Source organism: Klebsiella sp. PL-2018, assembly GCF_019048985.1.
GTDB classification, from domain to species: Bacteria; Pseudomonadota; Gammaproteobacteria; order Enterobacterales; family Enterobacteriaceae; genus Klebsiella; species Klebsiella michiganensis.
Genome location: NZ_CP077673.1, coordinates 4,131,220 through 4,155,128, shown reverse-complemented (window position 1 = coordinate 4,155,128; position 23,909 = coordinate 4,131,220). Strand labels below are relative to the sequence as shown.

Below are 23,909 nucleotides of genomic sequence, written 5' to 3'. Positions count from 1 at the left end.
ACACCACCATGTCTGAAGGCTGGAATATTGCCGTACTGGGCGCAACGGGCGCCGTAGGCGAAGCCCTGTTCGAAACGCTTGCCGATCGTCAGTTCCCGGTGGGGGATATTTATGCGCTGGCGCGTAGCGATAGCGCCGGTGAACATCTGCGTTTTTCGGGCAAGTCGGTTATCGTTCAGGATGCGGCGGAATTTGACTGGACCCAGGCCCAGCTGGCCTTTTTTGCCGCCGGTGTAGAGGCCTCCGCCGCGTATATCGAAGACGCCACTAACGCGGGCTGCCTGGTGATTGATTTAAGCGGTCTGTTTGCGCTGGAGCCGGATGTGCCGCTGGTGGTGCCGGATGTTAACCCGTTCGTACTGGCGGATTACCGCAATCGCAACGTTATCTCGGTCGCGAATAGCCTGACCAGCCAGCTGCTGTCGGCGTTGAAACCGTTGATCGATCGGGGAGGCCTGGCGCGTATCAGCGTGACCAGCCTGCTTTCCGCTTCCGCTCACGGTAAAAAAGCGGTCGATGCCCTCGCGGGGCAGAGCGCCAAATTGCTTAACGGTATTCCGATCGACGAAGATGATTTCTTCGGTCGTCAGCTGGCGTTCAATATGCTGCCGCTGCTGCCCGATGGTGAAGGAAGCGTGCGTGAAGAGCGCCGTATCGTCGATGAGGTCCGCAAAATCCTGCAGGATGATGGCCTGATGATCTCCGCAAACGTCGTTCAGTCGCCGGTGTTTTACGGCCATGCGCAGATGGTGAGTTTTGAAGCGCAGCGTCCACTGGCCGCCGAAGAGGCGCGCGATGCCTTTAGCCTTGGCGAAGATATCGAACTGTCCGAGGAGGGCGAGTTCCCGACGCAGGTCGGCGATGCTTCCGGTAACGCCCGCCTCTCCGTCGGCTGCGTGCATAACGACTACGGTATGCCTGAGCAGGTGCAGTTCTGGTCCGTCGCCGATAACGTCCGTTTTGGCGGCGCGCTGATGGCGGTAAAAATCGCTGAGAAGCTGGTTCAGGAGTATTTGTACTGATGTCTGAGATGGAGCAGCCGCCGGTCTACAAAATCGCGCTGGGCATCGAATACGATGGCAGCAAGTACTACGGCTGGCAGCGGCAGAACGAAGTCCGCAGCGTACAGGAGAAGCTGGAAAAGGCGCTCTCGCAGGTAGCGAACGAGCCTGTTAACGTTTTTTGCGCGGGCCGTACGGATGCCGGCGTTCACGGTACCGGTCAGGTCGTGCATTTTGAAACCCGCGCGCAGCGTCAGGATGCCGCATGGACGCTGGGCGTAAATGCGAATTTGCCCGGCGATATTGCGGTGCGCTGGGTAAAGCCGGTTCCACCGGATTTTCATGCCCGCTTCAGCGCCACGGCGCGTCGCTATCGTTATGTTATCTATAATCATCGTCTGCGACCGGCGGTATTGAGCCGCGGCGTAACCCATTATTACCTCCCGCTGGATGCAGAGCGGATGCAGCGCGCCGCTCAGTGTCTGCTGGGAGAGAATGATTTCACCTCGTTTCGTGCGGTACAGTGCCAGTCGCGCACGCCGTGGCGCAACGTGATGCATATTAACGTCACCCGTTATGGTGCATATGTGGTGGTGGACATCAAAGCGAATGCCTTTGTACATCATATGGTAAGGAACATTGTCGGCAGTCTGATGGAAGTAGGTGCCGGTAACCAGCCAGAGAGCTGGATTGCAGAACTTCTGGCGGCAAAAGACAGGACGCTTGCCGCCGCAACGGCAAAGGCGGAAGGATTGTATCTGGTGTCGGTGGACTACCCGGCCCACTACGACCTCCCGGTCATGCCGATGGGCCCGCTGTTTCTGGCGGACTAACCGGGTTATTAAGGGCTAACGCAAACTATGGACCTGATTCACTTTTTAATTGATTTTATCCTGCATATTGATGTGCATCTGGCTGAGCTGGTCGCGGAGTACGGCATTTGGGTATACGCGATTTTATTCTTGATTCTGTTCTGCGAAACCGGCCTGGTGGTCACGCCGTTCCTGCCGGGGGATTCGCTGCTGTTTGTGGCAGGCGCGCTCTCCGCGCTGCCGACCAACGATCTCAACGTGCATTTAATGGTGCTGCTGATGGTCATTGCCGCGATTGTTGGCGATGCCTTGAACTACACGATTGGCCGGCTGTTTGGCGAAAAGCTCTTCAGTAATCCCAATTCGAAAATTTTCCGCCGCAGCTACCTGGATAAGACCCATAGCTTCTACGAACGCCACGGCGGTAAGACCATCATCCTGGCCCGTTTCGTGCCGATCGTCAGAACGTTTGCGCCGTTTGTGGCGGGAATGGGGCATATGTCCTATCGTCATTTTGCGATGTATAACGTTGTTGGCGCGCTGCTGTGGGTACTGTTATTTACCTACGCGGGTTATCTGTTCGGCGATTTGCCGATCGTCCAGGAAAACCTTAAGCTGCTAATCGTGGCGATTATCATCCTGTCCGTATTGCCGGGCGTGATTGAAGTCATCCGCCACAAGCGGGCGGCGGCGAAACAGGCGAAATAACGCGGCGACGATCTTCGGGCGGTATGCCGCCGCCCGAAGAGTGAAGTGTGAGCGGTTCGACCACTTTTTTATCCCATGTTACGGGATGTTATGATTTAATGTGCAACATTCATGGTCTGTGAGGGGCAAAAATGGCATTATGCGCCCCTTGCGACAAAACTGGCATCGACCAGGTTCAGGTAGAAAGGTTATCAATGAGCTGGATTGAACGAATTAAAAGCAATATAACCCCCACCCGTAAGGCAAGTATCCCTGAAGGTGTATGGACCAAGTGCGACAGCTGCGGTCAGGTATTGTACCGCGCAGAGCTGGAGCGCAACCTGGAGGTTTGCCCTAAGTGCGATCACCACATGCGTATGTCGGCGCGCAACCGCCTGCATAGCCTGCTGGACGAAGGTTCCCTCGTGGAGCTGGGAAGCGAGCTCGAGCCGAAAGATGTGCTGAAGTTCCGCGATTCGAAAAAGTATAAAGACCGTCTGGCGTCCGCCCAGAAAGAGACCGGCGAAAAAGACGCGCTGGTGGTCATGAAAGGCACCCTGCATGATATGCCGGTTGTTGCCGCCGCTTTCGAATTCTCCTTTATGGGTGGGTCGATGGGCTCCGTGGTCGGCGCGCGCTTTGTTCGCGCGGTTGAGCAGGCTCTGGAAGACAACTGCCCGCTGATTTGCTTCTCCGCATCCGGCGGCGCCCGTATGCAGGAAGCGCTGATGTCGCTGATGCAGATGGCGAAAACCTCCGCTGCGCTGGCGAAAATGCAGGAGCGCGGCTTGCCGTATATCTCCGTGCTGACCGACCCAACCATGGGCGGCGTGTCTGCGAGCTTTGCGATGCTGGGCGATCTCAACATCGCTGAGCCAAAAGCGCTGATCGGCTTTGCCGGCCCCCGCGTTATCGAGCAGACCGTTCGCGAGAAGCTGCCGCCGGGATTCCAGCGCAGCGAGTTCCTGATTGAGAAAGGGGCGATCGACATGATCGTACGCCGCCCGGAAATGCGTCTGAAGCTGGCCAGCATTCTGGCGAAGCTGATGAACCTTCCGGCGCCAAATCCGGAACCCGCTCACGAAGGTGAGGTGGTGCCACCGGTGCCGGATCAGGAACCAGAGGCCTGATAATGCAGAGGGCAGGCCTGACGGCGCTGCCCTTTTTTTTACGCGTAGTTATCCTAACTCTTGCCGGACATCATGGAAAAACAACCTATTCCTCAGGCCACGTCGCCCCTGGCTACGTGGCTTTCTTATCTGGAACATCTGCACAGCAAAACTATCGATCTCGGGCTGGCGCGCGTCAGCGAGGTCGCGCAGCGGATGGCGGTAATGAAACCTGCGCCGTTTGTCTTTACGGTGGCGGGGACCAACGGCAAAGGCACCACCTGCCGTACCCTGGAGTCGGTGCTGATGGCGGCGGGCTATAAGGTTGGCGTTTACAGTTCGCCGCATCTGGTGCGCTACACAGAGCGGGTGCGGGTGCAGGGCGAAGAGCTGGCGGAGCTCGCGCATACGACCTCTTTTGCCGAAATTGAAGCCGCGCGCGGCGAGATTTCCCTGAGCTATTTTGAGTTTGGCACCCTCTCCGCGCTGTGGCTGTTTCAGCAGGCGCGGCTGGATGTGGTGATTCTTGAGGTGGGCCTGGGCGGCCGCCTGGATGCGACCAATATCGTCGATGCTGACGTGGCGGTGGTGACCAGTATTGCTCTCGACCATACCGACTGGCTGGGGCCCGATCGCGAAAGCATCGGTCGCGAAAAGGCGGGGATTTTCCGCCCTGGTAAACCGGCTGTCGTCGGCGAACCCGATATGCCGTTGACCATCGCTGAGGTGGCGAGCGAAAAAGGGGCGCGGCTCCTGCGCCGTGACGTTGACTGGCAGTATGACGCCAGTGAACAAGGCTGGTCTTTCCGCGATCGTCAGGGGGCGTTAAGCGATCTGCCGCTGCCGCAGATCCCGCTGCCGAATGCGGCAACGGCGATTGCGGCCTTGCGCGCCAGCGGGCTTAAGGTAAGCGAGCAGGCGTTGCGCGATGGCGTTCAAAACGCGATGCTGCCGGGGCGTTTCCAGATAATCAGCGATGCTCCCCGGACGATCCTGGATGTTGCCCATAATCCGCATGCGGCGGCCTATCTCGCCGGGCGTCTCAAAACCTTATCGAAAACGGGGCGCGTGCTGGCGGTTATTGGTATGCTGCATGACAAGGATATTGCAGGAACGCTGGCAAATTTGCAGGCCGAAGTTGACGACTGGTACTGCGCGCCGCTGGAAGGTCCGCGCGGAGCCACGGCGGAGCAGCTGCTGGAACATTTGCGCACAGGTAAAGTCTATACTAGCGTCGCTGAGGCGTGGCATGCCGCGATGGCGGACGCCGGGCCTGAAGATACGGTGCTGGTGTGTGGTTCATTCCATACGGTGGCGCATGTAATGGAAGAAATAGACGCGGGGAGAATCGGTGGCGAGTAAGTTTCAGAACCGTTTAGTCGGGACGATTGTGCTGGTGGCGCTGGGGGTGATTATCCTGCCAGGGCTGCTGGATGGTCAGAAAAAACATTATCAGGATGAGTTTGCCGCCATTCCGCTGGTGCCAAAACCGGGGGATCGCGATGAGCCGGATATGCTGCCAGCGGCGACCCAGGCGCTGCCTTCGCAGCCTCCTGAAGGGGCGGCGGAAGAGGTGAGGGCCGGCGATGCCGCTGCGCCATCGCTGGATCCGTCGCGGATACCGGTGAATAACAACAGTTTTGATGTGGTGCAGGAGCCGGTGGTCGCACCGAAACCACAGCCGAAACCTCAGCCGAAGCCGGTAGAGAAGCCGCAACCGCAACCACAGCAGCAGCAGGTTACGGCGCAGACGCCGCCCCCTAAACCGCAGCAGCAGGCTGAAATTCCGGCGCCAACCGGTAAAGCCTATGTGGTGCAGCTTGGGGCGCTGAAGAACGCCGATAAGGTTAACGAGATTGTCGGTAAGCTGCGCGCTTCCGGCTTTAAAGTTTACACGTCGCCTTCGACGCCGGTGCAGGGTAAAATTACCCGTATTCTCGTGGGGCCGGATACCTCGAAGGATAAGCTGAAAGGTCAGCTTGGTGAGCTGAAGCAGCTTTCGGGACTTAGCGGCGTGGTCATGGGCTACAGCCCGAACTAACTCTCTCTTTTTTAAAGGAGTAGAGTGCTGAAACCCCTGTCTGACGCGCCCTGAAGAGGCGAAAGGCAGTATGGCGTTGAATGTTTTTTCAGCGCCATTTTTATTTCTGTAGGGCACGGAAATCCCTACGCAAACGTTTTCTTTTTCTGTTAGAATGCGCCCCGAACCGGACGACAGGGCGTAAAATCGTGGGACGTATATGGTCTGGATTGATTACGCCATAATTGCGGTGATTGGTTTTTCCTCACTGGTTAGCCTGATCCGCGGCTTTGTTCGTGAAGCTTTATCGCTGGTAACCTGGGGATGCGCTTTCTTTGTTGCCAGTCATTACTACACTTACCTGGCTGTCTGGTTCACGGGCTTTGAAGACGAACTGGTCCGAAATGGGATTGCTATCGCGATACTGTTTATCGCAACGCTTATCGTCGGCGCTATCGTTAACTTTGTGATAGGTCAACTGGTGGAAAAAACCGGCCTGTCGGGAACCGACAGGGTGTTAGGGATCTGCTTTGGCGCCCTGCGCGGGGTGCTAATCGTCTCGGCGATTCTGTTCTTTCTCGATAGCTTTACCGGTATGGCGAAAAGCGAAGACTGGCAAAAGTCTGAGCTTATCCCGCAGTTCAGTTTCGTTATCAGATGGTTCTTTGACTATCTGCAGAGCTCGTCAAGTTTCTTGCCCAAAGCATAAGCGTTGGGATGTAGCTTAACGAGGAAAAGACGTATGTGCGGTATTGTCGGTATCGCCGGTGTTATGCCGGTAAACCAGTCGATTTATGACGCGTTAACGGTGCTTCAGCATCGTGGCCAGGATGCCGCAGGCATCATCACCATTGATGCGAACAACTGTTTCCGTTTGCGTAAGGCGAACGGTCTGGTGAGCGACGTTTTTGAAGCTCGCCATATGCAGCGTATGCAGGGCAATATGGGTATTGGTCACGTTCGTTACCCGACGGCTGGCAGCTCCAGCGCCTCCGAGGCACAGCCTTTCTACGTCAACTCGCCGTACGGCATTACGTTGGCGCACAACGGTAACCTGACTAACGCTCACGAGCTGCGTAAAAAGCTGTTTGAAGAAAAACGCCGCCACATCAACACCACCTCTGATTCCGAAATCCTGCTCAATATCTTCGCCAGCGAGCTGGACAACTTCCGCCACTATCCGCTGGAAGCAGACAACATTTTTGCGGCGATCGCCGCCACCAACCGCCAGATTCGCGGCGCTTATGCCTGCGTGGCGATGATTATCGGTCACGGCATGGTCGCTTTCCGCGACCCGAACGGCATTCGTCCGCTGGTGCTGGGCAAGCGCGATATCGGCGATGGCCGCACCGAGTATATGGTCGCTTCGGAAAGCGTGGCGCTGGATACGCTGGGCTTTGAGTTCCTGCGCGACGTGGCGCCTGGTGAAGCGGTATATATCACCGAAAAAGGCCAGCTGTTTACTCGCCAGTGTGCGGAAAACCCGGTCAGCAACCCGTGCCTGTTCGAGTACGTCTATTTTGCGCGTCCAGACTCCTTCATCGACAAAATTTCCGTTTACAGCGCCCGCGTCAATATGGGCACGAAGCTGGGCGAGAAAATTGCCCGCGAGTGGGAAGATCTGGATATCGATGTGGTCATTCCCATTCCGGAAACCTCCTGCGATATCGCGCTGGAAATTGCCCGCATCCTCGATAAGCCGTATCGCCAGGGGTTTGTTAAAAACCGCTACGTTGGCCGTACCTTTATCATGCCGGGCCAGCAGCTGCGCCGTAAGTCCGTGCGCCGTAAGCTTAACGCCAACCGCGCCGAGTTCCGGGATAAGAACGTGCTGCTGGTGGATGACTCCATCGTGCGCGGCACCACCTCTGAGCAGATTATCGAGATGGCGCGCGAAGCCGGGGCGAAGAAAGTGTATCTGGCCTCCGCTGCGCCGGAAATTCGCTTCCCGAACGTGTATGGCATCGATATGCCAACCGCCAATGAGCTGATAGCCCACGGGCGTGAGGTAGATGAGATCCGCCAGATCATCGGCGCCGATGGCCTGATTTTCCAGGATCTGGACGATCTGATTGACGCGGTGCGCGCGGAGAATCCGGATATTCAGCAGTTTGAATGCTCGGTCTTCAACGGTATCTACGTCACTAAAGATGTCGATCAGCAGTATCTGGACTATCTCGACTCTCTGCGTAACGACGACGCGAAAGCGGTTCAGCTGCAGAATGAAGTTGAAAACTTAGAGATGCACAACGAAGGGTAATCCTCTGTTTTGCTGAGAGCCCGCGGTCTGACGGCCGCGGGCTTTTTATTTTCTCGCGCCAAATGCGGGTCCGCGGTTGCGTCGGAGACTATAATCCGGCAAAGTCTGCGCCATTGTGTGAAAGGGGCAATCATCGTGAAGCGACTCATTATCGGTATTTCTGGCGCCAGCGGCGCGATTTACGGCGTACGCTTGCTCCAGGTTTTGCGCGAAGTTTCGGATGTCGAAACCCATCTTATTTTAAGCCAGGCCGCGCGCCAGACGCTGGCGCTGGAGACGGATTTCTCCCTGCGCGAGGTGCAGGCGTTAGCCGACGTGGTGCACGATGCCCGCGATATCGCCGCCAGCATCTCTTCCGGCTCTTTTAAAACCGCCGGGATGGTGATTTTGCCATGCTCAATGAAGACCCTCTCCGGCATCGTTCATAGCTATACCGACGGGCTGCTGACCAGGGCGGCGGACGTGGTGCTTAAAGAGCGCCGGCCGCTGGTGCTGTGCGTACGGGAAACGCCGTTCCACCTTGGCCATTTACGGCTGCTGGTCCAGGCGGCGGAAATGGGCGCGGTGATTATGCCGCCGGTTCCGGCGTTTTATCATCGCCCGAAAAGCCTGGACGATGTGATCAATCAGACGGTCAATCGCGTGATCGATCAGTTCGATATCTCTCTTCCGCAAGACCTCTTTTCCCGCTGGCAGGGCGCGTAGGGCGCACTAAGATAGTGCGCTTTGTTCACATCCGCCTCCCTGCAGTGCAATTTTGTCGCCTCGATCAAATCCTCAACATTTAATTTGTTTTTTTGCGCTGCGGCACTGCGGTTTATCCGTTATTGCTGGTATCTTCCCTTTTAAGACAAACTTGCAACCTTTATTTAACATATTTAACGCCATTTCCAGCACGCACTGAGAAAATGGCATAAAACGTGCAAGATTTTGCCGGCAGTACAAATAACAAGATAACGCATCGCATAACAACATCACGACACTTAAGGGTAACCTATGAAGAAGACGGTCCTGGCTCTCTCTTTAATGATGGGAATTTGCAGCGCCTCCAGCGCGTTCGCCGCGCTGCCGCAGAATATCCGCATTGGCACCGATGCCACCTACGCGCCTTTCTCTTCAAAGGATGCGAAAGGGGATTTCGTGGGTTTTGACATTGATTTGGGTAACGAGCTCTGTTCGCGCATCAAAGTAAAATGCACCTGGGTCGGCAGCGATTTCGACTCCCTGATCCCGTCGCTGAAGGCCAAGAAAATCGACGCCATTATCTCTTCGCTGTCGATTACGGAAAAACGCCAGCAGGAAATCGCCTTCTCTGACAAGCTCTACGCGGCCGACTCCCGCCTGATCGCCGCCAAAGGCTCGCCGATTCAACCGACGCTGGAATCCCTCAAAGGCAAGCATGTTGGCGTACTGCAGGGCTCCACCCAGGAGGCCTATGGTAATGAACGCTGGCGCAGCCACGGCGTGGACGTTGTGGCCTATCAGAATCAGGATTTGATCTACTCAGACCTTGCTGCGGGTCGCCTGGACGCCGCGTTGCAGGATGAAGTGGCCGCCAGCGAGGGCTTCCTCAAGCAACCTGCCGGTAAAGATTTTGCCTTTGCCGGTCCTTCCGTTAAAGACAAAAAGTTCTTCGGTGATGGTACCGGCATCGGCCTGCGTAAGGACGATAGCGAGCTGAAGGCCGCGTTTGATAAAGCGCTGGCCGACATGCGTAAAGACGGCACCTACGACAAAATGGCGAAGAAATACTTCGACTTCAACGTTTACGGTGATTAAGACGCCCGCTGGCCCGGACGCCGGGCCATGCGCATCCCTTTCTGTCTGATTTTGGTGCAGCTGCGCTTTTAGCGGATCAATTTGGTGCAGGAAATTGCGCACGCGATGTTAAAAAGTGCATAGTTAAGCGTTTCCGATGCGAAAAAATTTGCTTTCCGGCGCAGAATGCTTTGCCTTACCGGGGCGAATAATGGCACGATAACTGCCGTAAGTACTTCTAATAAATCCGTTAGAATGACAGTCTGTTGAGGATAGTTATGAAAAAACTGGCGTTGTCTCTCTCTTTAGCGCTGGCCCTTTCCAGCGTTTCCACTGTATTCGCAGCCATTCCGCAAAAAGTCCGCATCGGCACCGATCCTACTTATGCCCCGTTCGAATCGAAGAATGCGCAGGGTGAACTGGTGGGTTTTGACATCGATCTGGCAAAAGAGCTCTGTAAGCGTATCAATACGCAATGTACCTTCATTGAGAACCCGCTGGACGCGCTGATCCCTTCTTTAAAAGCGAAGAAAATCGACGCCATCATGTCTTCGCTTTCGATCACCGAAAAACGCCAGCAGGAAATTGCCTTCACCGACAAACTGTACGCGGCTGATTCACGCCTGGTCGTGAAAAAAGGCAGCGATATTACGCCAGACCTCGCGAAGCTGAAAGGCAAGCGCGTCGGTGTTCTCCAGGGTACCACCCAGGAAACCTACGGCAACGAGCACTGGGCGCCAAAAGGCATTGAAATCGTTTCCTATCAGGGACAGGACAATATTTATTCCGACCTGACTGCCGGACGCATTGACGCGGCGTTCCAGGATGAAGTCGCCGCCAGCGAAGGCTTCCTCAAACAGCCTATCGGCAAGGATTATCAGTTCGGCGGTCCGTCGATTAAAGACGAGAAGCTGTTCGGCGTCGGCACCGGTATGGGGCTGCGCAAAGAGGATAACGAACTACGTGAAGCACTGAATAAAGCCTTTGCCGAGATGCGCCAGGATGGCACCTACGACAAGCTGGCGAAGAAATATTTCGATTTTAACGTGTACGGCGACTAACCATCCCGCGTACCCCGTCGCGCGTTATTTTGCGCGCGATGGTTGATGACAGACAGGGCAGACAGCATGCTGTACGGGTTTTCACAGGTTATTTTTCAGGGCGCGCTGGTCACCCTTGAGCTGGCGTTAAGCTCGGTCGTTCTGGCGGTGCTTATCGGTCTGGCGGGCGCCGGGGCGAAACTTTCCAACAATCGTCCGTTGGCGTTGATTTTTGAAGGCTATACCACCTTAATCCGCGGCGTGCCCGATCTGGTGCTGATGCTGCTGATTTTCTACGGGCTACAGATTGCGCTCAACGGCGTAACCGATGCGCTTGGCCTGGCGCAGTTTGATATCGACCCCATGGTGGCGGGGATCATCACGCTGGGCTTTATTTACGGGGCCTACTTCACCGAAACCTTTCGCGGCGCCTTCCTGGCGGTGCCAAAGGGACATATTGAAGCGGCGACGGCCTTCGGCTTTAGCGGTGGGCAAACCTTTCGTCGTATTCTGTTTCCGGCAATGATGCGCTACGCGCTGCCCGGAATCGGCAACAACTGGCAGGTTATCCTCAAAGCGACCGCGCTGGTCTCACTGCTGGGACTGGAAGATGTGGTCAAGGCAACCCAGCTGGCGGGTAAAAGCACCTGGGAGCCGTTCTACTTTGCCATCGTCTGTGGCCTGATTTATCTGGTATTTACAACGGTTTCCAATGGTGTGCTGCTGATGCTCGAACGCCGTTATTCTGTGGGCGTGAAGAGGGCCGACCTGTGATTGATATTATTCAGGAGTACTGGAAATCCCTGCTGTGGACCGACGGCTATCGCTTTACCGGCGTGGCGATTACGCTCTGGCTGCTGATCTCTTCCGTGGTGATGGGCGGCATCCTGGCGGTTTTCCTCGCCATTGGCCGAGTGTCGAGCAATAAATTTATCCAGTTCCCCATCTGGCTGTTCACCTATATCTTTCGCGGCACGCCGCTGTACGTCCAGCTGCTGGTGTTCTATTCCGGAATGTACACGCTTGAGGTCGTCAAAGGCACAGAACTGCTGAACGCCTTCTTTCGCAGCGGCCTGAACTGTACGGTGCTGGCGCTGACGCTGAACACCTGCGCCTACACCACGGAGATTTTCGCCGGGGCGATTCGTTCAGTGCCGGCAGGCGAGATAGAAGCCGCCCGGGCGTACGGTTTTTCTTCGGTCAAAATGTATCGCTGCATTATTTTGCCTTCCGCGCTGCGTATTGCGCTGCCTGCATACAGCAACGAAGTGATTCTGATGCTGCATTCCACCGCGCTGGCTTTTACCGCCACGGTGCCGGATCTGCTGAAAATTGCCCGCGATATTAACTCGGCAACCTACCAGCCGTTTACCGCCTTCGGTATTGCCGCAGTACTGTATTTAATTATCTCGTATGTGTTGATTAGCCTGTTCCGCAGGGCGGAAAAGCGCTGGCTCCAGCATATCAAACCTTCTTCGACGCACTGAGAACGCCATGTCCGACAATAAATTAAATGTAATCGATCTGCATAAACGTTACGGCGAGCATGAAGTACTGAAGGGCGTCTCACTGCGGGCGAAAGCCGGAGACGTGATCAGTATTATTGGCTCATCCGGTTCCGGGAAAAGTACCTTTTTGCGCTGTATTAACTTTCTTGAGAAGCCCAGCGAAGGGACGATCGTTGTTAACGGGCAAAACATTGGCCTGGTTCGCGATAAAGACGGCCAGTTAAAGGTTTCTGATAAAAACCAGCTACGTTTGCTACGTACTCGCCTGACGATGGTATTCCAGCATTTTAACCTGTGGAGCCATATGACGGTGCTGGAAAACGTGATGGAGGCGCCGATTCAGGTGCTGGGCCTGAGTAAACAGGAAGCGCGCGATCGGGCGGTAAAATACCTGGCGAAAGTCGGTATTGATGAACGCCAGCAGATTAAATATCCGGTTCATCTCTCCGGCGGCCAGCAGCAGCGCGTTTCCATTGCCCGCGCGCTGGCGATGGAGCCCGACGTACTGCTGTTTGATGAACCGACGTCGGCGCTTGACCCTGAACTGGTGGGCGAAGTGCTGCGGATCATGCAGCAGCTGGCGGAAGAGGGGAAAACCATGGTCGTGGTCACCCATGAAATGGGCTTTGCACGCCACGTCTCCTCGCACGTGATCTTCCTGCATCAGGGCAAAATTGAAGAAGAAGGGCATCCTGACGAGGTCTTCGGCAACCCGAAAAGCCAGCGTCTGCAGCAGTTCCTGAAGGGCTCTTTGAAGTAAACACTGTCCAGCCCCCGGCGGAACACTCTCCGTCGGGGCGGCTAACGCTCCAGCCGATACACCCAGTCGTCATAGTCAATGCCGTTCAGATGATATGCTTTTTCGAGCACCTGAATGCGGATAAAGCCGTGTTTTTCCAGCAGACGGGAAGAGCCCGCGTTACTGCCCAGCACCCAGGCATTTATTGCGTGAACGCCGAGCTGCTGAAATCCGTAGTCGCAAATCGCTTTTAGCGCTTCACTGGCGTAACCCTTCCCCTGAGCCTCAGGCAGGAGAGCGTATCCGACATCCGCTTCGTGCGGATTTTTACCGCTGATGCGCAGGCCAATATCGCCAACCGCCGCGCCGCTGGCGTCGCGCAGTACGAATACGCCCGGGTCAGCGCAGCGTGATGCAAACAGCGTCCGCAGCGCCGGCTCCTCAAGAATCTCGCCCATATAGCGCATCACTTCCGGGTCTCGTCGTAAGCGCAGGAAAAAAGACCAGTCGGATGAGTGAAACGGAGAGAGGCGCAGGCGCGGAGTGGTGAGTATTCTCATAAAGCGGTCCATAGCGGTGGATTATTCCGCCACCTTAACATCATAAAGCGCCGGAAGGGCAATGCGTCTAAGCAACCGTCGGACAAGCCCGGGGCTGATTTTCGAAGCCGCGAAGATAGCGCAGCACGGTGGTGCTCTCCGGCGTCGCCCTCAGTTGTAGCGCCAGGTTGAGGTTATCCAGAACTGTCGCGTGGGCGACCAGCGGTGAATCTTCGGCAAGCCGTCCTTCCATCACCAGCCAGCCCACGACGGTTTTCCAGCGCCACAGCGGGGAATTGCCTTTAACCCGCTGTACCGGCCCGGGAAACTGACCTGAGCCTCGTGCGCCATCTTTTAATAAGGCGACGGCCTGTCGCGTCAGGCCGGTAAGTTCGGCAATATCGCTTAAACCGACCAGCGCGGAATCGACGGATTCAACCCGCGCGTTCAGAGCCGATGCGGATTCGATATCGGCAATCGCTGACAGAATAGCCTGCTCAAGAGAGTCTCTTTCGCGATCGAACTCCAGATAGACCGCCGTTCCGTAAAAACAGACCAGGGCGTCAGCGCAGCCTGCGGCATGCAGCGCATCTTCCAGACCCACGGTACGAGCTGTTACGCCGGAGAGGGTGAGCGTAAAATTATACAGCGCCATGGTTTAATCCTTCTTGTGGTTAATCTGACCCGAGGCAGGCGGCTGGCAGCGGTCGACCATTCTGATAATTTGCCTGGCGTGGTTAATGGGTACCGCAGGCGTTGACCAGATGCTCATCATATGTTCCCGGTGCCGGGCTGTCCCACACATCAACCTGCCAAAACAGTGAGTGCTTTTGCCGCCAGTGATAAAAATCCAGTCTCGTGTCAGCGCGTAGTCAATAGCTGCTCTGATATGTTTATCCGGATGTTCCTTCATCAATTCGTCCTGGTAATGCTGAATAAGTTGTTGACGGGTGTCAACGGTGTGATGGTGTTAAATTACACGCAGGGGTTATGGCAGAGTGATAGGCATATCACTGGAATGAGATTCACAGTTAAGGCGACACAGGACTGGTGATTTTTGCGCGCTGCGAGGCGGGTTCCATAAATTAATTAATCAGGGAGAGCGATACTCTCCCTGATGGACCTGGACTACCGCAGCACGTTGGCCAGCGCTTCTTCCAGATCGTACCAACGAAAGCCAAATCCGGCGGCTTCCAGGCGTTTAGGCAGCGCGCGCTGGCCGCCGAGTACCAGAACGGAAGATTCTCCCATCAGCAGGCGAATGGCCGCCGCCGGGACGCGGAAAATGGCAGGGCGATTTAGCGCATGCCCCAGCGCGTGGGCGAACTGCTCGTTGCGCACAGGGTAAGGGGAAACCATATTAAACGGCCCCCGCAGGTCGTTATCCAGCAGCCAGAGAATACCGTTGACCATGTCGTCGATGTGGATCCACGCCAGATATTGCCTTCCGCTACCGATAGGGCCGCCGAGGCCAAGCTTAAAGGCCGGCGTCATTTTGGCCAGAATACCGCCTCGCGGCGCCAGCACCACGCCGGTACGCAGCAGGCAGACGCGGGTGCGATCGCTCTGCGCTTCGCAGGCGATTTGCTCCCAGCGGGCGCAAAGCTTGTGGGTAAACTCGTTGTGCGGCGGCTCCTCTTCGGTTACCACGACTTCACCGAGGTCGCCATAATAACCGGCGGCGGAGCCGCTAATCAGCACCGAGGGCGGCGTATCGCTGGCGTTGAACAGCGTGACCAGCTTTTGGGTGGTATCCCAGCGGCTGTGGCAGAGACGCTGTTTCTGCTCCGCCGTCCAGCGCTTATCGGCGATCGGCTCGCCGGCCAGATTAATGACGGCATCAATGCCGTTGAGGTTCGCCTGCTGCTCGAAATCGCGCCACAGGGTGACGCGCGAATCGAGGCGGCTTTTGGCCTTTTCAGGGCTGCGCGTAGAAACCGTTACGTGATGTCCAAGCTCCAGTAGCCGGGGGATCAGATGGCGGCCAATCAGGCCGGTACCGCCAGTAAGCAGAACGTTCATAGCGCCTCCCTAAGATGCATCTAGCGCCGCCAGCTCATCGTCATGGATACCGAATCGGCGTAGCGCAGCGCATGCAGTTTATCGATCTCTACTTCAGCATATGTGACCCAGTGATGTTCGCGTGCGATGTCGAGCACATCCTGAGTTAATTTTTCCAGCAGAGAGAAGCGGTTATTCTCAATATGGCTAATAATGCGCTTGGTGATGGTGCGGTAGTTCAGCGCATCGTTAATATCTTCGCTGTTGCGCGATTTTTCCGCCGGGTAGTGGATCGCGACGTTAACCACCACGTCCTGGCGGTTGGCGATCTCTTCCTCTTTAATTCCGATAAAAGTACGCAGGCGCAGGTTCTTAATTCGAATAATGGCGTCTGGTTGAGACATGGCAGGCTTCCTCCGTGTAGTAATTTCCGCAATCATACATCAAAGCTTCCCGGGCGAGCAGGGGGTTAATGGGCTTCTGTTTTCAGAAGCGCTTCAACGGTGGCCGGGCGCTGGCGAATGCGTTCAAACCAGTTATGCACCGCCGGGAAATTGGCAAGGTCGATACGCTGGCGCTGGTGGGCATTCACCCATGGCCAGCAGGCGATATCGGCGATGCTGTAGTGATTACCGCCAAGCCAGGGACTCTCGCCAAGGCGCCGATTGAGCACGCCATACAGGCGCTGCGTTTCCACCTGATAGCGCTCAATGGCGTAGGGCACCGCCTGCGGGGCAAAGTGGTTGAAGTGATGATTTTGTCCGAGCATCGGCCCCAACCCGCCGACCTGCCAGAATAACCACTGTAGGGTGACGTGGCGCTCGCGGAGCTCGCCGCTCAGTAATTTTCCCGTTTTTTCAGCCAGATAGAGCAGGATGGCGCCGGATTCAAACAGGCTTAATGGGCCACCACCGTCGGCGGGAGCGTGGTCAACGATCGCCGGGATCTTGTTGTTGGGTGAGATCGCGAGAAACTGCGGATGAAACTGTTCCCCCTTGCCGATATCCACCCGGATGAGGCGATACGCCAGCTGCGCTTCTTCGAGGAATAACGTGATTTTGTGGCCATTAGGAGTGGGTGCGTAGTAAAAATCGATCATGAAAATTCCTCGCCGTCACAGGTCGCAAACTTTTCGAGTATAGGTGAACTGGCATCATCCGACAGGTTTGCCTTATCCTGGATGACTTTCGCCGATCGCATTCACCCCCTGAGAAGTATGTAAGATCCTCAGCGTGGCGGTCAGTGACATCCTCTGAAAGACAGGATATGTTGGCGTATCGCCCCATTACATTAGCCATTGAGGATGCTATGAGCCAGCCCGCGATTACCCTGTGGTCCGACGCCGATTTTTTCTCGCCATATGTGATGTCCGTATACGTTGCCCTGCAGGAAAAGAGCCTGCCTTTTACCCTGAAAACCATCAACCTCGACAGCGGCGAGCATTTGCAAAGCGGCTGGAAAGGCTACAGCGCGACGCGTCGCGTACCGCTGCTGGAGATCGGGGAATTCTTCCTGAGCGAATCCTCCGCGATTACCGAATATCTGGATGAGCGCTTTGCGCCCCCGGAATGGGAGCGGCTTTACCCGCATGACCTGCAAAAGCGCGCGCGGGCGCGTCAGGTGCAGGCCTGGCTGCGTAGCGATTTAATGCCGATTCGCGAAGAGCGCTCCACGGACGTGGTCTTTGCCGCAGCAAAGAAACCTCCGCTCAGCGAAGCCGGGAAAAAAAGCGCCGACAAGCTGTTTGCAACGGCTGGCGTTCTGCTGTCCCATGGCGGGCAGAATCTATTTGGCGAATGGTCCATTGCCGATACCGACCTGGCGCTGATGCTCAATCGCCTGGTCCTGAACGGCGATGAGGTTCCCGCCGCGCTGGTGGATTACGCCACCTTCCAGTGGCAGCGGGCGTCGGTTCAGCGCTACGTCGCACTCTCAGCCAAACGCGCGGGCTGATAAGCGCCAGCGGTTCCGTTATCATAGCGGCATCGTAATGCGTGGAGATGAAATGTATGAAGCTGATGTTTGCCTCGGATATCCACGGCTCTCTGCCTGCCGCTGAACGCGTGCTTGCGCTGTTCGCGCGCAGTGGGGCGCAGTGGCTGGTTATCCTCGGCGATGTGCTCAATCACGGGCCGCGTAACGCCCTTCCCGAAGGCTATGCGCCGGCCCTGGTCGCGGAGGCGCTAAATAGCGTGGCGGAGCGGGTGATTGCCGTACGCGGCAACTGCGACAGCGAAGTCGATCAAATGCTGCTGCGGTTCCCCATTACCGCCCCCTGGCAGCAGGTTTTGAGCGCGCGAACCCGTCTGTTTCTGACCCACGGGCATCTGTATAGCCCCGAAAATTTGCCTCCTCTCGCCGCTGGCGATGTGCTGGCTTATGGCCATACTCATATTCCGGTTGCCGAGAAACGCGGCGAGATTTTTCTCTACAATCCCGGCTCGGTCAGCATCCCTAAAGGGGGATTTACCGCCAGCTACGGTCTTCTGAACGAGGGGCAATTGCAGGTTTTAGCACTCGATGATAATCAGGTTATTGCAGAGGTCGCAATTTACCCGTAATTTACCCCTCAACCGTATAGACGCGCCGCAAGAGCGCTTTAAAAAGTAAGGTTTCCTGATGGCGGAACAGAATCATTTGGCAAGCACAGAATGGGTCGATATTGTTAATGAAAACAATGAGGTGATAGCACAGTCCAGCCGCGAACAAATGCGTGCGGAGTGCCTGCGTCATCGAGCGACCTACATTGTTGTTCATGATGGGATGGGCAAAATCCTGGTGCAGCGTCGTACCGAAACAAAAGATTTCCAGCCGGGTATGCTGGACGCCACCGCCGGCGGCGTGGTGCAGGCTGACGAGCAAATGCTGGAATCCGCGCGCCGTGAGGCGGAAGAAGAGCTCGGTATTGCCGGCGTGCCTTTTGCTGACCACGGGCAGTTCTACTACGAAGATAAACACTGCCGCGTCTGGGGCGGCCTGTTTAGCTGCGTATCGCACGGCCCGTTCGCGCTGCAGGAAGAAGAAGTGAGCGAAGTGTGCTGGCTGACGCCGGAAGAGATCACCGCCCGCTGCGATGAGTTCACTCCGGACTCATTAAAAGCGCTGGCGCTGTGGATGACCCGCAATGCGAATAATGAGTCAGCAAAAAGCGAAAAGCAGGAAGAGGCTGAGTAGTTTTCTAACAGCTGTCCCTCATGCATAAACTGGACGCGATGGGCTTTCTGTCGCTCCAGTTTCCCTCCGTAAGACGCTCCAGAAGGGCGCGCCCGGCTTCTATACCAATCTTATGGTGCGGTACCGCCATGGTCGTTAACGGCGGCTGGCAGACCCGGCTCACGTCGCTGTCGCCAAAACCGACGACGGCTAAATCATCCGGTACCTTTATGCGCCGACGCTGACATTCATACAGCGCTCCGCATGCCAGCTCATCGGAAACGCAAACCAGCGCATCCAGCTCCGGCCATGCCAGCAAAAACTCCGGCAGCTGTGAAGCGCCGGTGGAAAAGTTGGCGGGCAGCGCGGCGTTAATTACCCGGTTAGGCGACATATGATGGCGCAGCATGGCTTTATACCACCCCTGCAAATGCTGCTGAAAAATCCACTGTTCCTGATTGGCGCACAGCAGACCGATATTCTGATAGCCGCGGTGGATAAGCATCTCCGTCAGCTCGAACATCGCCGCCACGTTATCAATGCCAATATTCATGTCGATCGGATCGGCGCGCATTGCGCCCATCTCCACCACCGGAATCGAGGCGTTCTTCAGCCAGTGGCGTACGGTATCGCTGTGTTCAACGCTAAGCAGAATGGCGGCGGCGATGTTAGAGGCCAGCAGCGTTTCCAGCAGCTTTTCTTCCTGCTCCAGACGGTGCTGCGATTCTGCCAGCATGATTTGATACCCTGCCGGCTGTAATATCTGCTGAAGCCCGGCAAACATCGCCGAACAGCCCGCCTCGGCAAGATTTGGTACCACCATCGCGATGGTTCTTGAGGAGGCAGACGCCAGCGCGCTGGCGGCGAGATTAGGCATATACCCTAGCTCTTGCACCGCCGCTTCGATTTTTTCACGTAGCTTATCGGAAACCTGTTCCGGCGTGCGAAGGGCGCGGGACACGGTCATGGTTCCCACACCAGCCAGCTGAGCAACATCGGCGATCGTGACTTTACCGGTACTACGCCGTTTTCGGGTTAGAGACATACATGTTCCTGCTAAACAGACGTTTTTATTATCATCCATTACTTCACGTGTCAGGGAGTATACGCCTTAAACGGGCCTTTTTGCTGCGTTTTGATGGGATGATTACGAATTGATAGCGCTATCACAAATCTGAATGTTCAGCATTGGTAGCGCTATCTTTGTGATCGTTCTCGCAGATAACTATTGGCTGCTTGCATAAAGTTTGCCCATCTTTTGCTAAAAGAGGCGGGACAAAATGCTCACGACTTGGCTCTCTGATGCCACCATCGCGCTGCGGCAAAGCGTAGAGACCTGGCCACAGGCGCTGGATATCTGCGCCCGGCCGCTGCTGAAGGCCGACGTTATCGAACCTGCCTACGTGACGGCCATCGTGGAGCAGCACCAGCGGCTCGGGCCGTACTACGTGCTGGCCCCGGGACTGGCGATGCCGCATGCGCGGCCTGAGGAGGGCGCGAAGGGCCTGGGGCTGTCGCTGTTGAAACTGCAACAAGGGGTATCGTTTGGCTCTGAGGAGTTCGACCCGGTTGATATTATCATTATGCTTGCGGCGCCGGATAAACATAGCCATATCGAAATGATTTCTGCCCTGGCGGAATTATTTTCCAGCGATGAAGATATGAATAAATTACATCAGGCAACCAATATTGAGGAGATAAAAACGATCATCGCGCGCTACTGATTCAATTTTATTATCCGGCTTATAACCCATTACGCGCCTGCGTGATGTGGACGTACTCTACCCAAAAAAGGTGATAACAATGAAAATTATGGCAATTTGCGGCTCTGGCCTGGGCAGTAGTTTTATGGTTGAGATGAATATAAAAAAAGTGCTTAAAAAACTCGATATCGAGGCCGAGGTAGAGCACTCCGATCTGTCGTCGGCAACGCCGGGCGCGGCGGATTTATTCGTGATGGCAAAAGACATTGCCGCCAGCGCCAGCGTGCCGGAAAGCCAGCTGGTGGTGATTACCAACATCATCGATATTAACGAACTCGAAGCGCAGCTGCGCGCGTGGTTCGCCAGACAATAATTATTGATAGCGAGGTGGATATGTTTATCCTTGAAACGCTGAATTTTGTTGTTGATATTCTAAAAGTACCCTCGGTGCTGGTCGGTTTAATTGCGTTAATTGGTCTGGTAGCGCAAAAGAAATCTTTCTCCGATGTCGTCAAGGGAACCATTAAAACAATTCTGGGTTTTATTGTTCTTGGCGGCGGTGCGACGGTATTAGTCGGTTCGCTGAATCCGCTGGGGGGCATGTTTGAACATGCTTTTAATATTCAGGGCATTATTCCTAATAACGAGGCGATTGTTTCTATTGCACTGGAAAAATACGGTGCTTCAACCGCGCTGATTATGGCGTTCGGGATGGTAGCGAATATTGTGGTCGCCCGGTTTACGCGTCTGAAGTATATCTTCCTGACCGGTCACCACACTTTCTATATGGCCTGTATGATCGGCGTGATTCTTACCGTGGCGGGTTTCGAAGGCGTCGGGCTGGTCTTTACCGGCTCCCTGATCCTCGGGCTGGTGATGGCGTTCTTCCCGGCGCTGGCCCAGCGCTATATGAAGCGTATTACCGGTACGGATGATATCGCTTTCGGCCATTTCGGCACCCTGGGCTATGTGCTGTCGGGTTGGATCGGTAGCGTCTGCGGTAAAGGATCGCGTTCAACTGAAGAGATGAACCTGCCGAAAAACCTGAGCTTCCTGCGCGACAGCTCCATCTCCATTTCGCTGACCATGATGATTATTTATCTGATTATGGCGGTGAGCGCGGGGCGCGAGTACGTGGAAAGCACCTTTAGCGGAGGCCAGAACTACCTGGTTTACGCCATCATTATGGCGATTACCTTCGCCGCCGGGGTGTTCATCATCCTGCAAGGGGTACGTCTGATCCTCGCGGAAATCGTGCCGGCCTTTACCGGATTTTCAGAAAAGCTGGTGCCCAACGCCCGTCCGGCGCTGGACTGCCCGGTTGTTTACCCCTACGCGCCCAACGCGGTGCTGATTGGCTTCCTGTTTAGCTTCCTCGGCGGTCTGGTCGGGCTGTTCCTCTGCGGGCAGTTTAAATGGGTGCTGATCCTGCCCGGCGTGGTGCCGCATTTCTTTACCGGCGCGACCGCAGGCGTCTTTGGCAACGCCACCGGCGGGCGGCGCGGGGCGATGATTGGCGCGTTTGCCAACGGCCTGCTGATCACCTTCCTGCCGGTGCTGCTGCTGCCGGTACTGGGGGCGATTGGCTTTGCCAACACCACTTTCTCGGATGCGGATTTCGGCGCCGTGGGTATCGTGCTGGGTAACCTGGCCCGCTACCTGTCGCCGTTTGCGATTACCGGCCTTGTTGTGGCGTTGTTTGTGCTGCTGGTGGCGTACAACGTTTTTGTGAAAAAGAAACCTGTGGGCGGCGGCGCGCAGGAGAACAGCGGAGCGAAATCATGAATGTGCAAGAAGTGACTAACCTGGCGCGGGACATTCGCGTCGCTACCCTGAAATCGCTGACGGACCTCGGTTTCGGCCACTACGGCGGCAGTATGTCGGTCGTGGAGACGCTGGCGGTACTGTACGGCGCGGTGATGAAAATTGATCCCGCGGACCCGGACTGGCCAGAGCGCGACTACTTTGTGTTATCAAAAGGTCATGCCGGCCCCGCGCTGTACAGTACGTTAGCGATTAAGGGGTATTTCCCGATGGAGGAGCTGAGTACGCTAAACCAGAACGGTACGCGACTGCCAAGCCATCCGGACCGGCTGAAAACGCGTGGGGTGGACGCCACTACGGGCTCGCTGGGGCAGGGGATTTCCATCGCCGGCGGCATGGCGCTGTCGCATAAGCTGGCGGGGCGGGCGAATCGCGTGTTCTGTATCGTTGGCGACGGCGAGCTGAATGAAGGCCAGTGCTGGGAGGCCTTTCAGTTTATTGCCCATCACCGTCTGAATAATCTGACCGTGTTTGTTGACTGGAACAAGCTACAGCTTGACGGCAGGCTGGATGAAATCATTTGCGCTTTCAACCTGGAGGATAAATTCCGCGCCTTTGGTTTTGATGTTGTCACCGTCAAAGGCGATGACATCCCCGGGCTGCTGGCCGCGGTTCAACCCGTACCTCCCGTCGATGCGCGCCCGCGCGTGGTTATTCTCGATAGCGTGAAAGGCCAGGGCGTGCCGTATATCGAGAATCTCAGTAATAACCACCATTTACGCCTGACGGCGGAGATGAAAGAGACGCTAAACGAGACGATTCGCCAACTGGAGGCTGAACATGATTAAGGTTGCACCCGCAGGGCAAAAAGATGCCGTAGAGATGCGTAAAGTCTATGCCGGATTCGTCGCGCAGCAAATTGAAGCCAGGAGCCCGATTATCGCGCTGGAAGCGGATCTGATGAGCTCCATGGCGATGGATGGCGTCGCGCGGGAGCATCCGCAGCACGTCATCAACTGCGGCATTATGGAAGCCAACGTGATCGGCACCGCCGCCGGGCTATCGTTGACCGGACGCAAGCCGTTTGTCCATACCTTTACCGCTTTCGCCAGCCGCCGCTGCTTCGACCAGCTGTTTATGTCGCTCGATTATCAGCGGAATAACGTCAAGGTGATCGCCTCTGATGCCGGGGTGACCGCCTGCCATAACGGCGGAACCCATATGTCGTTTGAAGATATGGGGATCGTGCGCGGTCTGGCGCATTCGGTGGTGCTGGAAGTGACCGATGCGGTGATGTTTGAGGATATTCTGCGGCAGCTTATCGATCTCGACGGTTTTTACTGGGTACGCACGATCCGCAAACAGGCGCCGAGCGTCTATGCGCCGGGTTCGACGTTTACCATCGGCAAAGGGAATGTGCTGCGCGAAGGCGACGACATTACCCTGATTGCCAACGGGATCATGGTGGCGGAAGCCCTTGAGGCGGCGCGTCAGCTTGAGCAGGAAGGGGTCAGCGCGGCGGTGATTGATATGTTTACCCTGAAGCCCATCGACCGCATGCTGGTGAAAAATTATGCCGAGAAAACCGGGCGTATCGTGACCTGTGAAAACCACAGTATTCATAACGGACTGGGATCGGCGGTGGCGGAAGTGCTGGTGGAGACCTGCCCGGTTCCGATGCGTCGCGTGGGGGTGAAGGAGCGCTATGGCCAGGTGGGAACGCAGGATTTCTTGCAGAAGGAGTATGGCCTGACGGCGCATGATATTGTCTCGGCGGCGCGAGAGCTGCTGTAAATAAAAAGGCGACCATCCGGT

29 protein-coding genes are annotated in these 23,909 nt (G+C 56.0%); 22 read left to right on the top strand and 7 right to left on the bottom strand.

Annotated elements, in window-relative coordinates:
- Window positions 1–8: 8 nt before the first annotated feature.
- From MKleb_RS19355 to hisP, 14 genes are all read left to right on the top strand, one after another.
- Window positions 9–1,022, top strand: a complete 1,014-nt coding sequence (locus MKleb_RS19355; protein ID WP_025106660.1) for an aspartate-semialdehyde dehydrogenase — start codon at window positions 9–11, stop codon at window positions 1,020–1,022.
- Complete coding sequence (gene truA / locus MKleb_RS19350) at window positions 1,022–1,834, top strand: tRNA pseudouridine(38-40) synthase TruA (RefSeq protein ID WP_009654666.1); 813 nt, start codon at window positions 1,022–1,024, stop codon at window positions 1,832–1,834. The genes MKleb_RS19355 and truA overlap by 1 nt, the downstream gene beginning before the upstream one ends.
- A 27-nt stretch (window positions 1,835–1,861) precedes the next feature.
- Window positions 1,862–2,521 (top strand): DedA family protein, encoded by a 660-nt coding sequence (locus MKleb_RS19345; protein WP_217076074.1) that lies wholly within the window; start codon window positions 1,862–1,864, stop codon window positions 2,519–2,521.
- A 194-nt stretch (window positions 2,522–2,715) separates the two neighbouring features.
- Window positions 2,716–3,630 carry an acetyl-CoA carboxylase, carboxyltransferase subunit beta gene (gene accD / locus MKleb_RS19340; RefSeq protein WP_004870882.1) on the top strand — a complete coding sequence of 305 codons (915 nt, stop codon included), beginning with the start codon at window positions 2,716–2,718 and terminating at the stop codon, window positions 3,628–3,630.
- Between the two features lie 72 nt (window positions 3,631–3,702).
- On the top strand, window positions 3,703–4,971 hold the full coding sequence (folC, locus tag MKleb_RS19335) for a bifunctional tetrahydrofolate synthase/dihydrofolate synthase (protein ID WP_025106661.1): 1,269 nt from the start codon (window positions 3,703–3,705) through the stop codon (window positions 4,969–4,971).
- The gene (gene dedD, locus MKleb_RS19330) at window positions 4,961–5,650 is read left to right on the top strand and encodes a cell division protein DedD (protein ID WP_025106662.1); all 690 of its coding nucleotides are present in this window, start codon (window positions 4,961–4,963) and stop codon (window positions 5,648–5,650) included. Before folC ends, dedD begins: the two co-directional genes overlap by 11 nt.
- A gap of 199 nt (window positions 5,651–5,849) precedes the next feature.
- Window positions 5,850–6,338: a colicin V production protein gene (gene cvpA, locus MKleb_RS19325; RefSeq protein ID WP_004104143.1), complete on the top strand. Its 489-nt coding sequence runs from the start codon at window positions 5,850–5,852 to the stop codon at window positions 6,336–6,338.
- A gap of 33 nt (window positions 6,339–6,371) precedes the next feature.
- Window positions 6,372–7,889 (top strand): amidophosphoribosyltransferase, encoded by a 1,518-nt coding sequence (gene purF, locus MKleb_RS19320; protein ID WP_004123211.1) that lies wholly within the window; start codon window positions 6,372–6,374, stop codon window positions 7,887–7,889.
- A gap of 135 nt (window positions 7,890–8,024) precedes the next feature.
- Window positions 8,025–8,594 (top strand): UbiX family flavin prenyltransferase, encoded by a 570-nt coding sequence (locus tag MKleb_RS19315; RefSeq protein WP_004852887.1) that lies wholly within the window; start codon window positions 8,025–8,027, stop codon window positions 8,592–8,594.
- A gap of 291 nt (window positions 8,595–8,885) precedes the next feature.
- On the top strand, window positions 8,886–9,668 hold the full coding sequence (gene argT / locus MKleb_RS19310) for a lysine/arginine/ornithine ABC transporter substrate-binding protein ArgT (protein ID WP_025106663.1): 783 nt from the start codon (window positions 8,886–8,888) through the stop codon (window positions 9,666–9,668).
- Window positions 9,669–9,925: 257 nt separating this feature from the next.
- Complete coding sequence (gene hisJ, locus MKleb_RS19305) at window positions 9,926–10,708, top strand: histidine ABC transporter substrate-binding protein HisJ (RefSeq protein ID WP_004123203.1); 783 nt, start codon at window positions 9,926–9,928, stop codon at window positions 10,706–10,708.
- Between the two features lie 66 nt (window positions 10,709–10,774).
- The gene (locus tag MKleb_RS19300) at window positions 10,775–11,461 is read left to right on the top strand and encodes a histidine ABC transporter permease HisQ (RefSeq protein ID WP_014230269.1); all 687 of its coding nucleotides are present in this window, start codon (window positions 10,775–10,777) and stop codon (window positions 11,459–11,461) included.
- On the top strand, window positions 11,458–12,174 hold the full coding sequence (gene hisM / locus MKleb_RS19295; protein WP_004852883.1) for a histidine ABC transporter permease HisM: 717 nt from the start codon (window positions 11,458–11,460) through the stop codon (window positions 12,172–12,174). Before MKleb_RS19300 ends, hisM begins: the two co-directional genes overlap by 4 nt.
- Window positions 12,175–12,181: 7 nt before the next feature.
- Window positions 12,182–12,955, top strand: coding sequence for a histidine ABC transporter ATP-binding protein HisP (gene hisP, locus MKleb_RS19290; protein WP_004852881.1), 774 nt, complete (start codon window positions 12,182–12,184; stop codon window positions 12,953–12,955).
- 41 nt (window positions 12,956–12,996) lie between these two features.
- On the opposite strand, the gene MKleb_RS19285 is transcribed toward hisP, so the two are convergent.
- The 6 genes from MKleb_RS19285 to yfcG all read right to left on the bottom strand — a co-directional run bounded on the left by MKleb_RS19285 (window position 12,997) and on the right by yfcG (window position 16,573).
- Complete coding sequence (locus MKleb_RS19285) at window positions 12,997–13,494, bottom strand: GNAT family N-acetyltransferase (RefSeq protein WP_025106664.1); 498 nt, start codon at window positions 13,492–13,494, stop codon at window positions 12,997–12,999.
- Between the two features lie 67 nt (window positions 13,495–13,561).
- Complete coding sequence (locus tag MKleb_RS19280; protein WP_025106665.1) at window positions 13,562–14,128, bottom strand: hypothetical protein; 567 nt, start codon at window positions 14,126–14,128, stop codon at window positions 13,562–13,564.
- 3 nt (window positions 14,129–14,131) lie between these two features.
- Window positions 14,132–14,386, bottom strand: a complete 255-nt coding sequence (locus MKleb_RS19275; RefSeq protein WP_025106666.1) for a hypothetical protein — start codon at window positions 14,384–14,386, stop codon at window positions 14,132–14,134.
- 215 nt (window positions 14,387–14,601) lie between these two features.
- Complete coding sequence (locus MKleb_RS19270) at window positions 14,602–15,495, bottom strand: TIGR01777 family oxidoreductase (RefSeq protein ID WP_148850896.1); 894 nt, start codon at window positions 15,493–15,495, stop codon at window positions 14,602–14,604.
- A gap of 20 nt (window positions 15,496–15,515) precedes the next feature.
- Complete coding sequence (folX, locus tag MKleb_RS19265; RefSeq protein ID WP_004104107.1) at window positions 15,516–15,878, bottom strand: dihydroneopterin triphosphate 2'-epimerase; 363 nt, start codon at window positions 15,876–15,878, stop codon at window positions 15,516–15,518.
- A 65-nt stretch (window positions 15,879–15,943) separates the two neighbouring features.
- A complete protein-coding gene (gene yfcG, locus MKleb_RS19260) occupies window positions 15,944–16,573 on the bottom strand; it encodes a GSH-dependent disulfide bond oxidoreductase (RefSeq protein ID WP_025106668.1) in 630 nt (209 codons plus the stop codon).
- Between the two features lie 209 nt (window positions 16,574–16,782).
- Between yfcG and yfcF the strand changes: the two genes are divergently transcribed.
- From yfcF to yfcD, 3 genes are read left to right on the top strand one after another with little or no spacing between them, the layout of a single operon-like run.
- Entirely contained in the window at window positions 16,783–17,427 is a 645-nt protein-coding gene (gene yfcF / locus MKleb_RS19255) for a glutathione transferase (protein WP_116280128.1), read from the top strand.
- A gap of 56 nt (window positions 17,428–17,483) precedes the next feature.
- Window positions 17,484–18,035 (top strand): phosphodiesterase, encoded by a 552-nt coding sequence (gene yfcE, locus MKleb_RS19250; RefSeq protein WP_128334602.1) that lies wholly within the window; start codon window positions 17,484–17,486, stop codon window positions 18,033–18,035.
- 58 nt (window positions 18,036–18,093) lie between these two features.
- Window positions 18,094–18,648 (top strand): NUDIX hydrolase YfcD, encoded by a 555-nt coding sequence (gene yfcD / locus MKleb_RS19245; protein WP_004852867.1) that lies wholly within the window; start codon window positions 18,094–18,096, stop codon window positions 18,646–18,648.
- 4 nt (window positions 18,649–18,652) lie between these two features.
- Here the strand turns inward: yfcD and MKleb_RS19240 are convergent, their stop codons facing one another.
- Window positions 18,653–19,672, bottom strand: coding sequence for a LacI family DNA-binding transcriptional regulator (locus MKleb_RS19240; RefSeq protein ID WP_014230261.1), 1,020 nt, complete (start codon window positions 19,670–19,672; stop codon window positions 18,653–18,655).
- A gap of 235 nt (window positions 19,673–19,907) precedes the next feature.
- Between MKleb_RS19240 and MKleb_RS19235 the strand changes: the two genes are divergently transcribed.
- From MKleb_RS19235 to MKleb_RS19215, 5 genes are all read left to right on the top strand, one after another.
- Complete coding sequence (locus tag MKleb_RS19235) at window positions 19,908–20,351, top strand: PTS sugar transporter subunit IIA (protein WP_025106670.1); 444 nt, start codon at window positions 19,908–19,910, stop codon at window positions 20,349–20,351.
- A 79-nt stretch (window positions 20,352–20,430) separates the two neighbouring features.
- Window positions 20,431–20,703 (top strand): PTS sugar transporter subunit IIB, encoded by a 273-nt coding sequence (locus tag MKleb_RS19230; RefSeq protein WP_004870916.1) that lies wholly within the window; start codon window positions 20,431–20,433, stop codon window positions 20,701–20,703.
- A 20-nt stretch (window positions 20,704–20,723) separates the two neighbouring features.
- Window positions 20,724–22,115 (top strand): PTS ascorbate transporter subunit IIC, encoded by a 1,392-nt coding sequence (locus MKleb_RS19225; protein ID WP_004852862.1) that lies wholly within the window; start codon window positions 20,724–20,726, stop codon window positions 22,113–22,115.
- A complete protein-coding gene (locus MKleb_RS19220; protein ID WP_163586175.1) occupies window positions 22,112–22,942 on the top strand; it encodes a transketolase in 831 nt (276 codons plus the stop codon). The genes MKleb_RS19225 and MKleb_RS19220 overlap by 4 nt, the downstream gene beginning before the upstream one ends.
- Window positions 22,935–23,888: a transketolase family protein gene (locus MKleb_RS19215; protein WP_046877181.1), complete on the top strand. Its 954-nt coding sequence runs from the start codon at window positions 22,935–22,937 to the stop codon at window positions 23,886–23,888. Before MKleb_RS19220 ends, MKleb_RS19215 begins: the two co-directional genes overlap by 8 nt.
- Window positions 23,889–23,909: the final 21 nt, after the last annotated feature.

Bases quoted from the DNA above. Each gene is read 5' to 3' on its own strand.
- folX (WP_004104107.1), bottom strand. From the start codon at position 15,878: ATGTCTCAACCAGACGCCATTATTCGAATTAAGAACCTGCGCCTGCGT.
- MKleb_RS19355 (WP_025106660.1), top strand. From the start codon at position 9: ATGTCTGAAGGCTGGAATATTGCCGTACTGGGCGCAACGGGCGCCGTA.
- MKleb_RS19270 (WP_148850896.1), bottom strand. From the start codon at position 15,495: ATGAACGTTCTGCTTACTGGCGGTACCGGCCTGATTGGCCGCCATCTG.
- accD (WP_004870882.1), top strand. From the start codon at position 2,716: ATGAGCTGGATTGAACGAATTAAAAGCAATATAACCCCCACCCGTAAG.
- yfcD (WP_004852867.1), top strand. From the start codon at position 18,094: ATGGCGGAACAGAATCATTTGGCAAGCACAGAATGGGTCGATATTGTT.
- MKleb_RS19300 (WP_014230269.1), top strand. From the start codon at position 10,775: ATGCTGTACGGGTTTTCACAGGTTATTTTTCAGGGCGCGCTGGTCACC.
- MKleb_RS19225 (WP_004852862.1), top strand. From the start codon at position 20,724: ATGTTTATCCTTGAAACGCTGAATTTTGTTGTTGATATTCTAAAAGTA.
- yfcE (WP_128334602.1), top strand. From the start codon at position 17,484: ATGAAGCTGATGTTTGCCTCGGATATCCACGGCTCTCTGCCTGCCGCT.
- MKleb_RS19275 (WP_025106666.1), bottom strand. From the start codon at position 14,386: ATGAAGGAACATCCGGATAAACATATCAGAGCAGCTATTGACTACGCG.
- MKleb_RS19220 (WP_163586175.1), top strand. From the start codon at position 22,112: ATGAATGTGCAAGAAGTGACTAACCTGGCGCGGGACATTCGCGTCGCT.
- MKleb_RS19215 (WP_046877181.1), top strand. From the start codon at position 22,935: ATGATTAAGGTTGCACCCGCAGGGCAAAAAGATGCCGTAGAGATGCGT.
- yfcF (WP_116280128.1), top strand. From the start codon at position 16,783: ATGAGCCAGCCCGCGATTACCCTGTGGTCCGACGCCGATTTTTTCTCG.
- yfcG (WP_025106668.1), bottom strand. From the start codon at position 16,573: ATGATCGATTTTTACTACGCACCCACTCCTAATGGCCACAAAATCACG.
- MKleb_RS19345 (WP_217076074.1), top strand. From the start codon at position 1,862: ATGGACCTGATTCACTTTTTAATTGATTTTATCCTGCATATTGATGTG.
- cvpA (WP_004104143.1), top strand. From the start codon at position 5,850: ATGGTCTGGATTGATTACGCCATAATTGCGGTGATTGGTTTTTCCTCA.
- MKleb_RS19230 (WP_004870916.1), top strand. From the start codon at position 20,431: ATGAAAATTATGGCAATTTGCGGCTCTGGCCTGGGCAGTAGTTTTATG.
- MKleb_RS19240 (WP_014230261.1), bottom strand. From the start codon at position 19,672: ATGTCTCTAACCCGAAAACGGCGTAGTACCGGTAAAGTCACGATCGCC.
- MKleb_RS19235 (WP_025106670.1), top strand. From the start codon at position 19,908: ATGCTCACGACTTGGCTCTCTGATGCCACCATCGCGCTGCGGCAAAGC.
- hisP (WP_004852881.1), top strand. From the start codon at position 12,182: ATGTCCGACAATAAATTAAATGTAATCGATCTGCATAAACGTTACGGC.
- folC (WP_025106661.1), top strand. From the start codon at position 3,703: ATGGAAAAACAACCTATTCCTCAGGCCACGTCGCCCCTGGCTACGTGG.
- MKleb_RS19285 (WP_025106664.1), bottom strand. From the start codon at position 13,494: ATGAGAATACTCACCACTCCGCGCCTGCGCCTCTCTCCGTTTCACTCA.
- purF (WP_004123211.1), top strand. From the start codon at position 6,372: ATGTGCGGTATTGTCGGTATCGCCGGTGTTATGCCGGTAAACCAGTCG.
- truA (WP_009654666.1), top strand. From the start codon at position 1,022: ATGTCTGAGATGGAGCAGCCGCCGGTCTACAAAATCGCGCTGGGCATC.
- MKleb_RS19280 (WP_025106665.1), bottom strand. From the start codon at position 14,128: ATGGCGCTGTATAATTTTACGCTCACCCTCTCCGGCGTAACAGCTCGT.
- argT (WP_025106663.1), top strand. From the start codon at position 8,886: ATGAAGAAGACGGTCCTGGCTCTCTCTTTAATGATGGGAATTTGCAGC.
- hisJ (WP_004123203.1), top strand. From the start codon at position 9,926: ATGAAAAAACTGGCGTTGTCTCTCTCTTTAGCGCTGGCCCTTTCCAGC.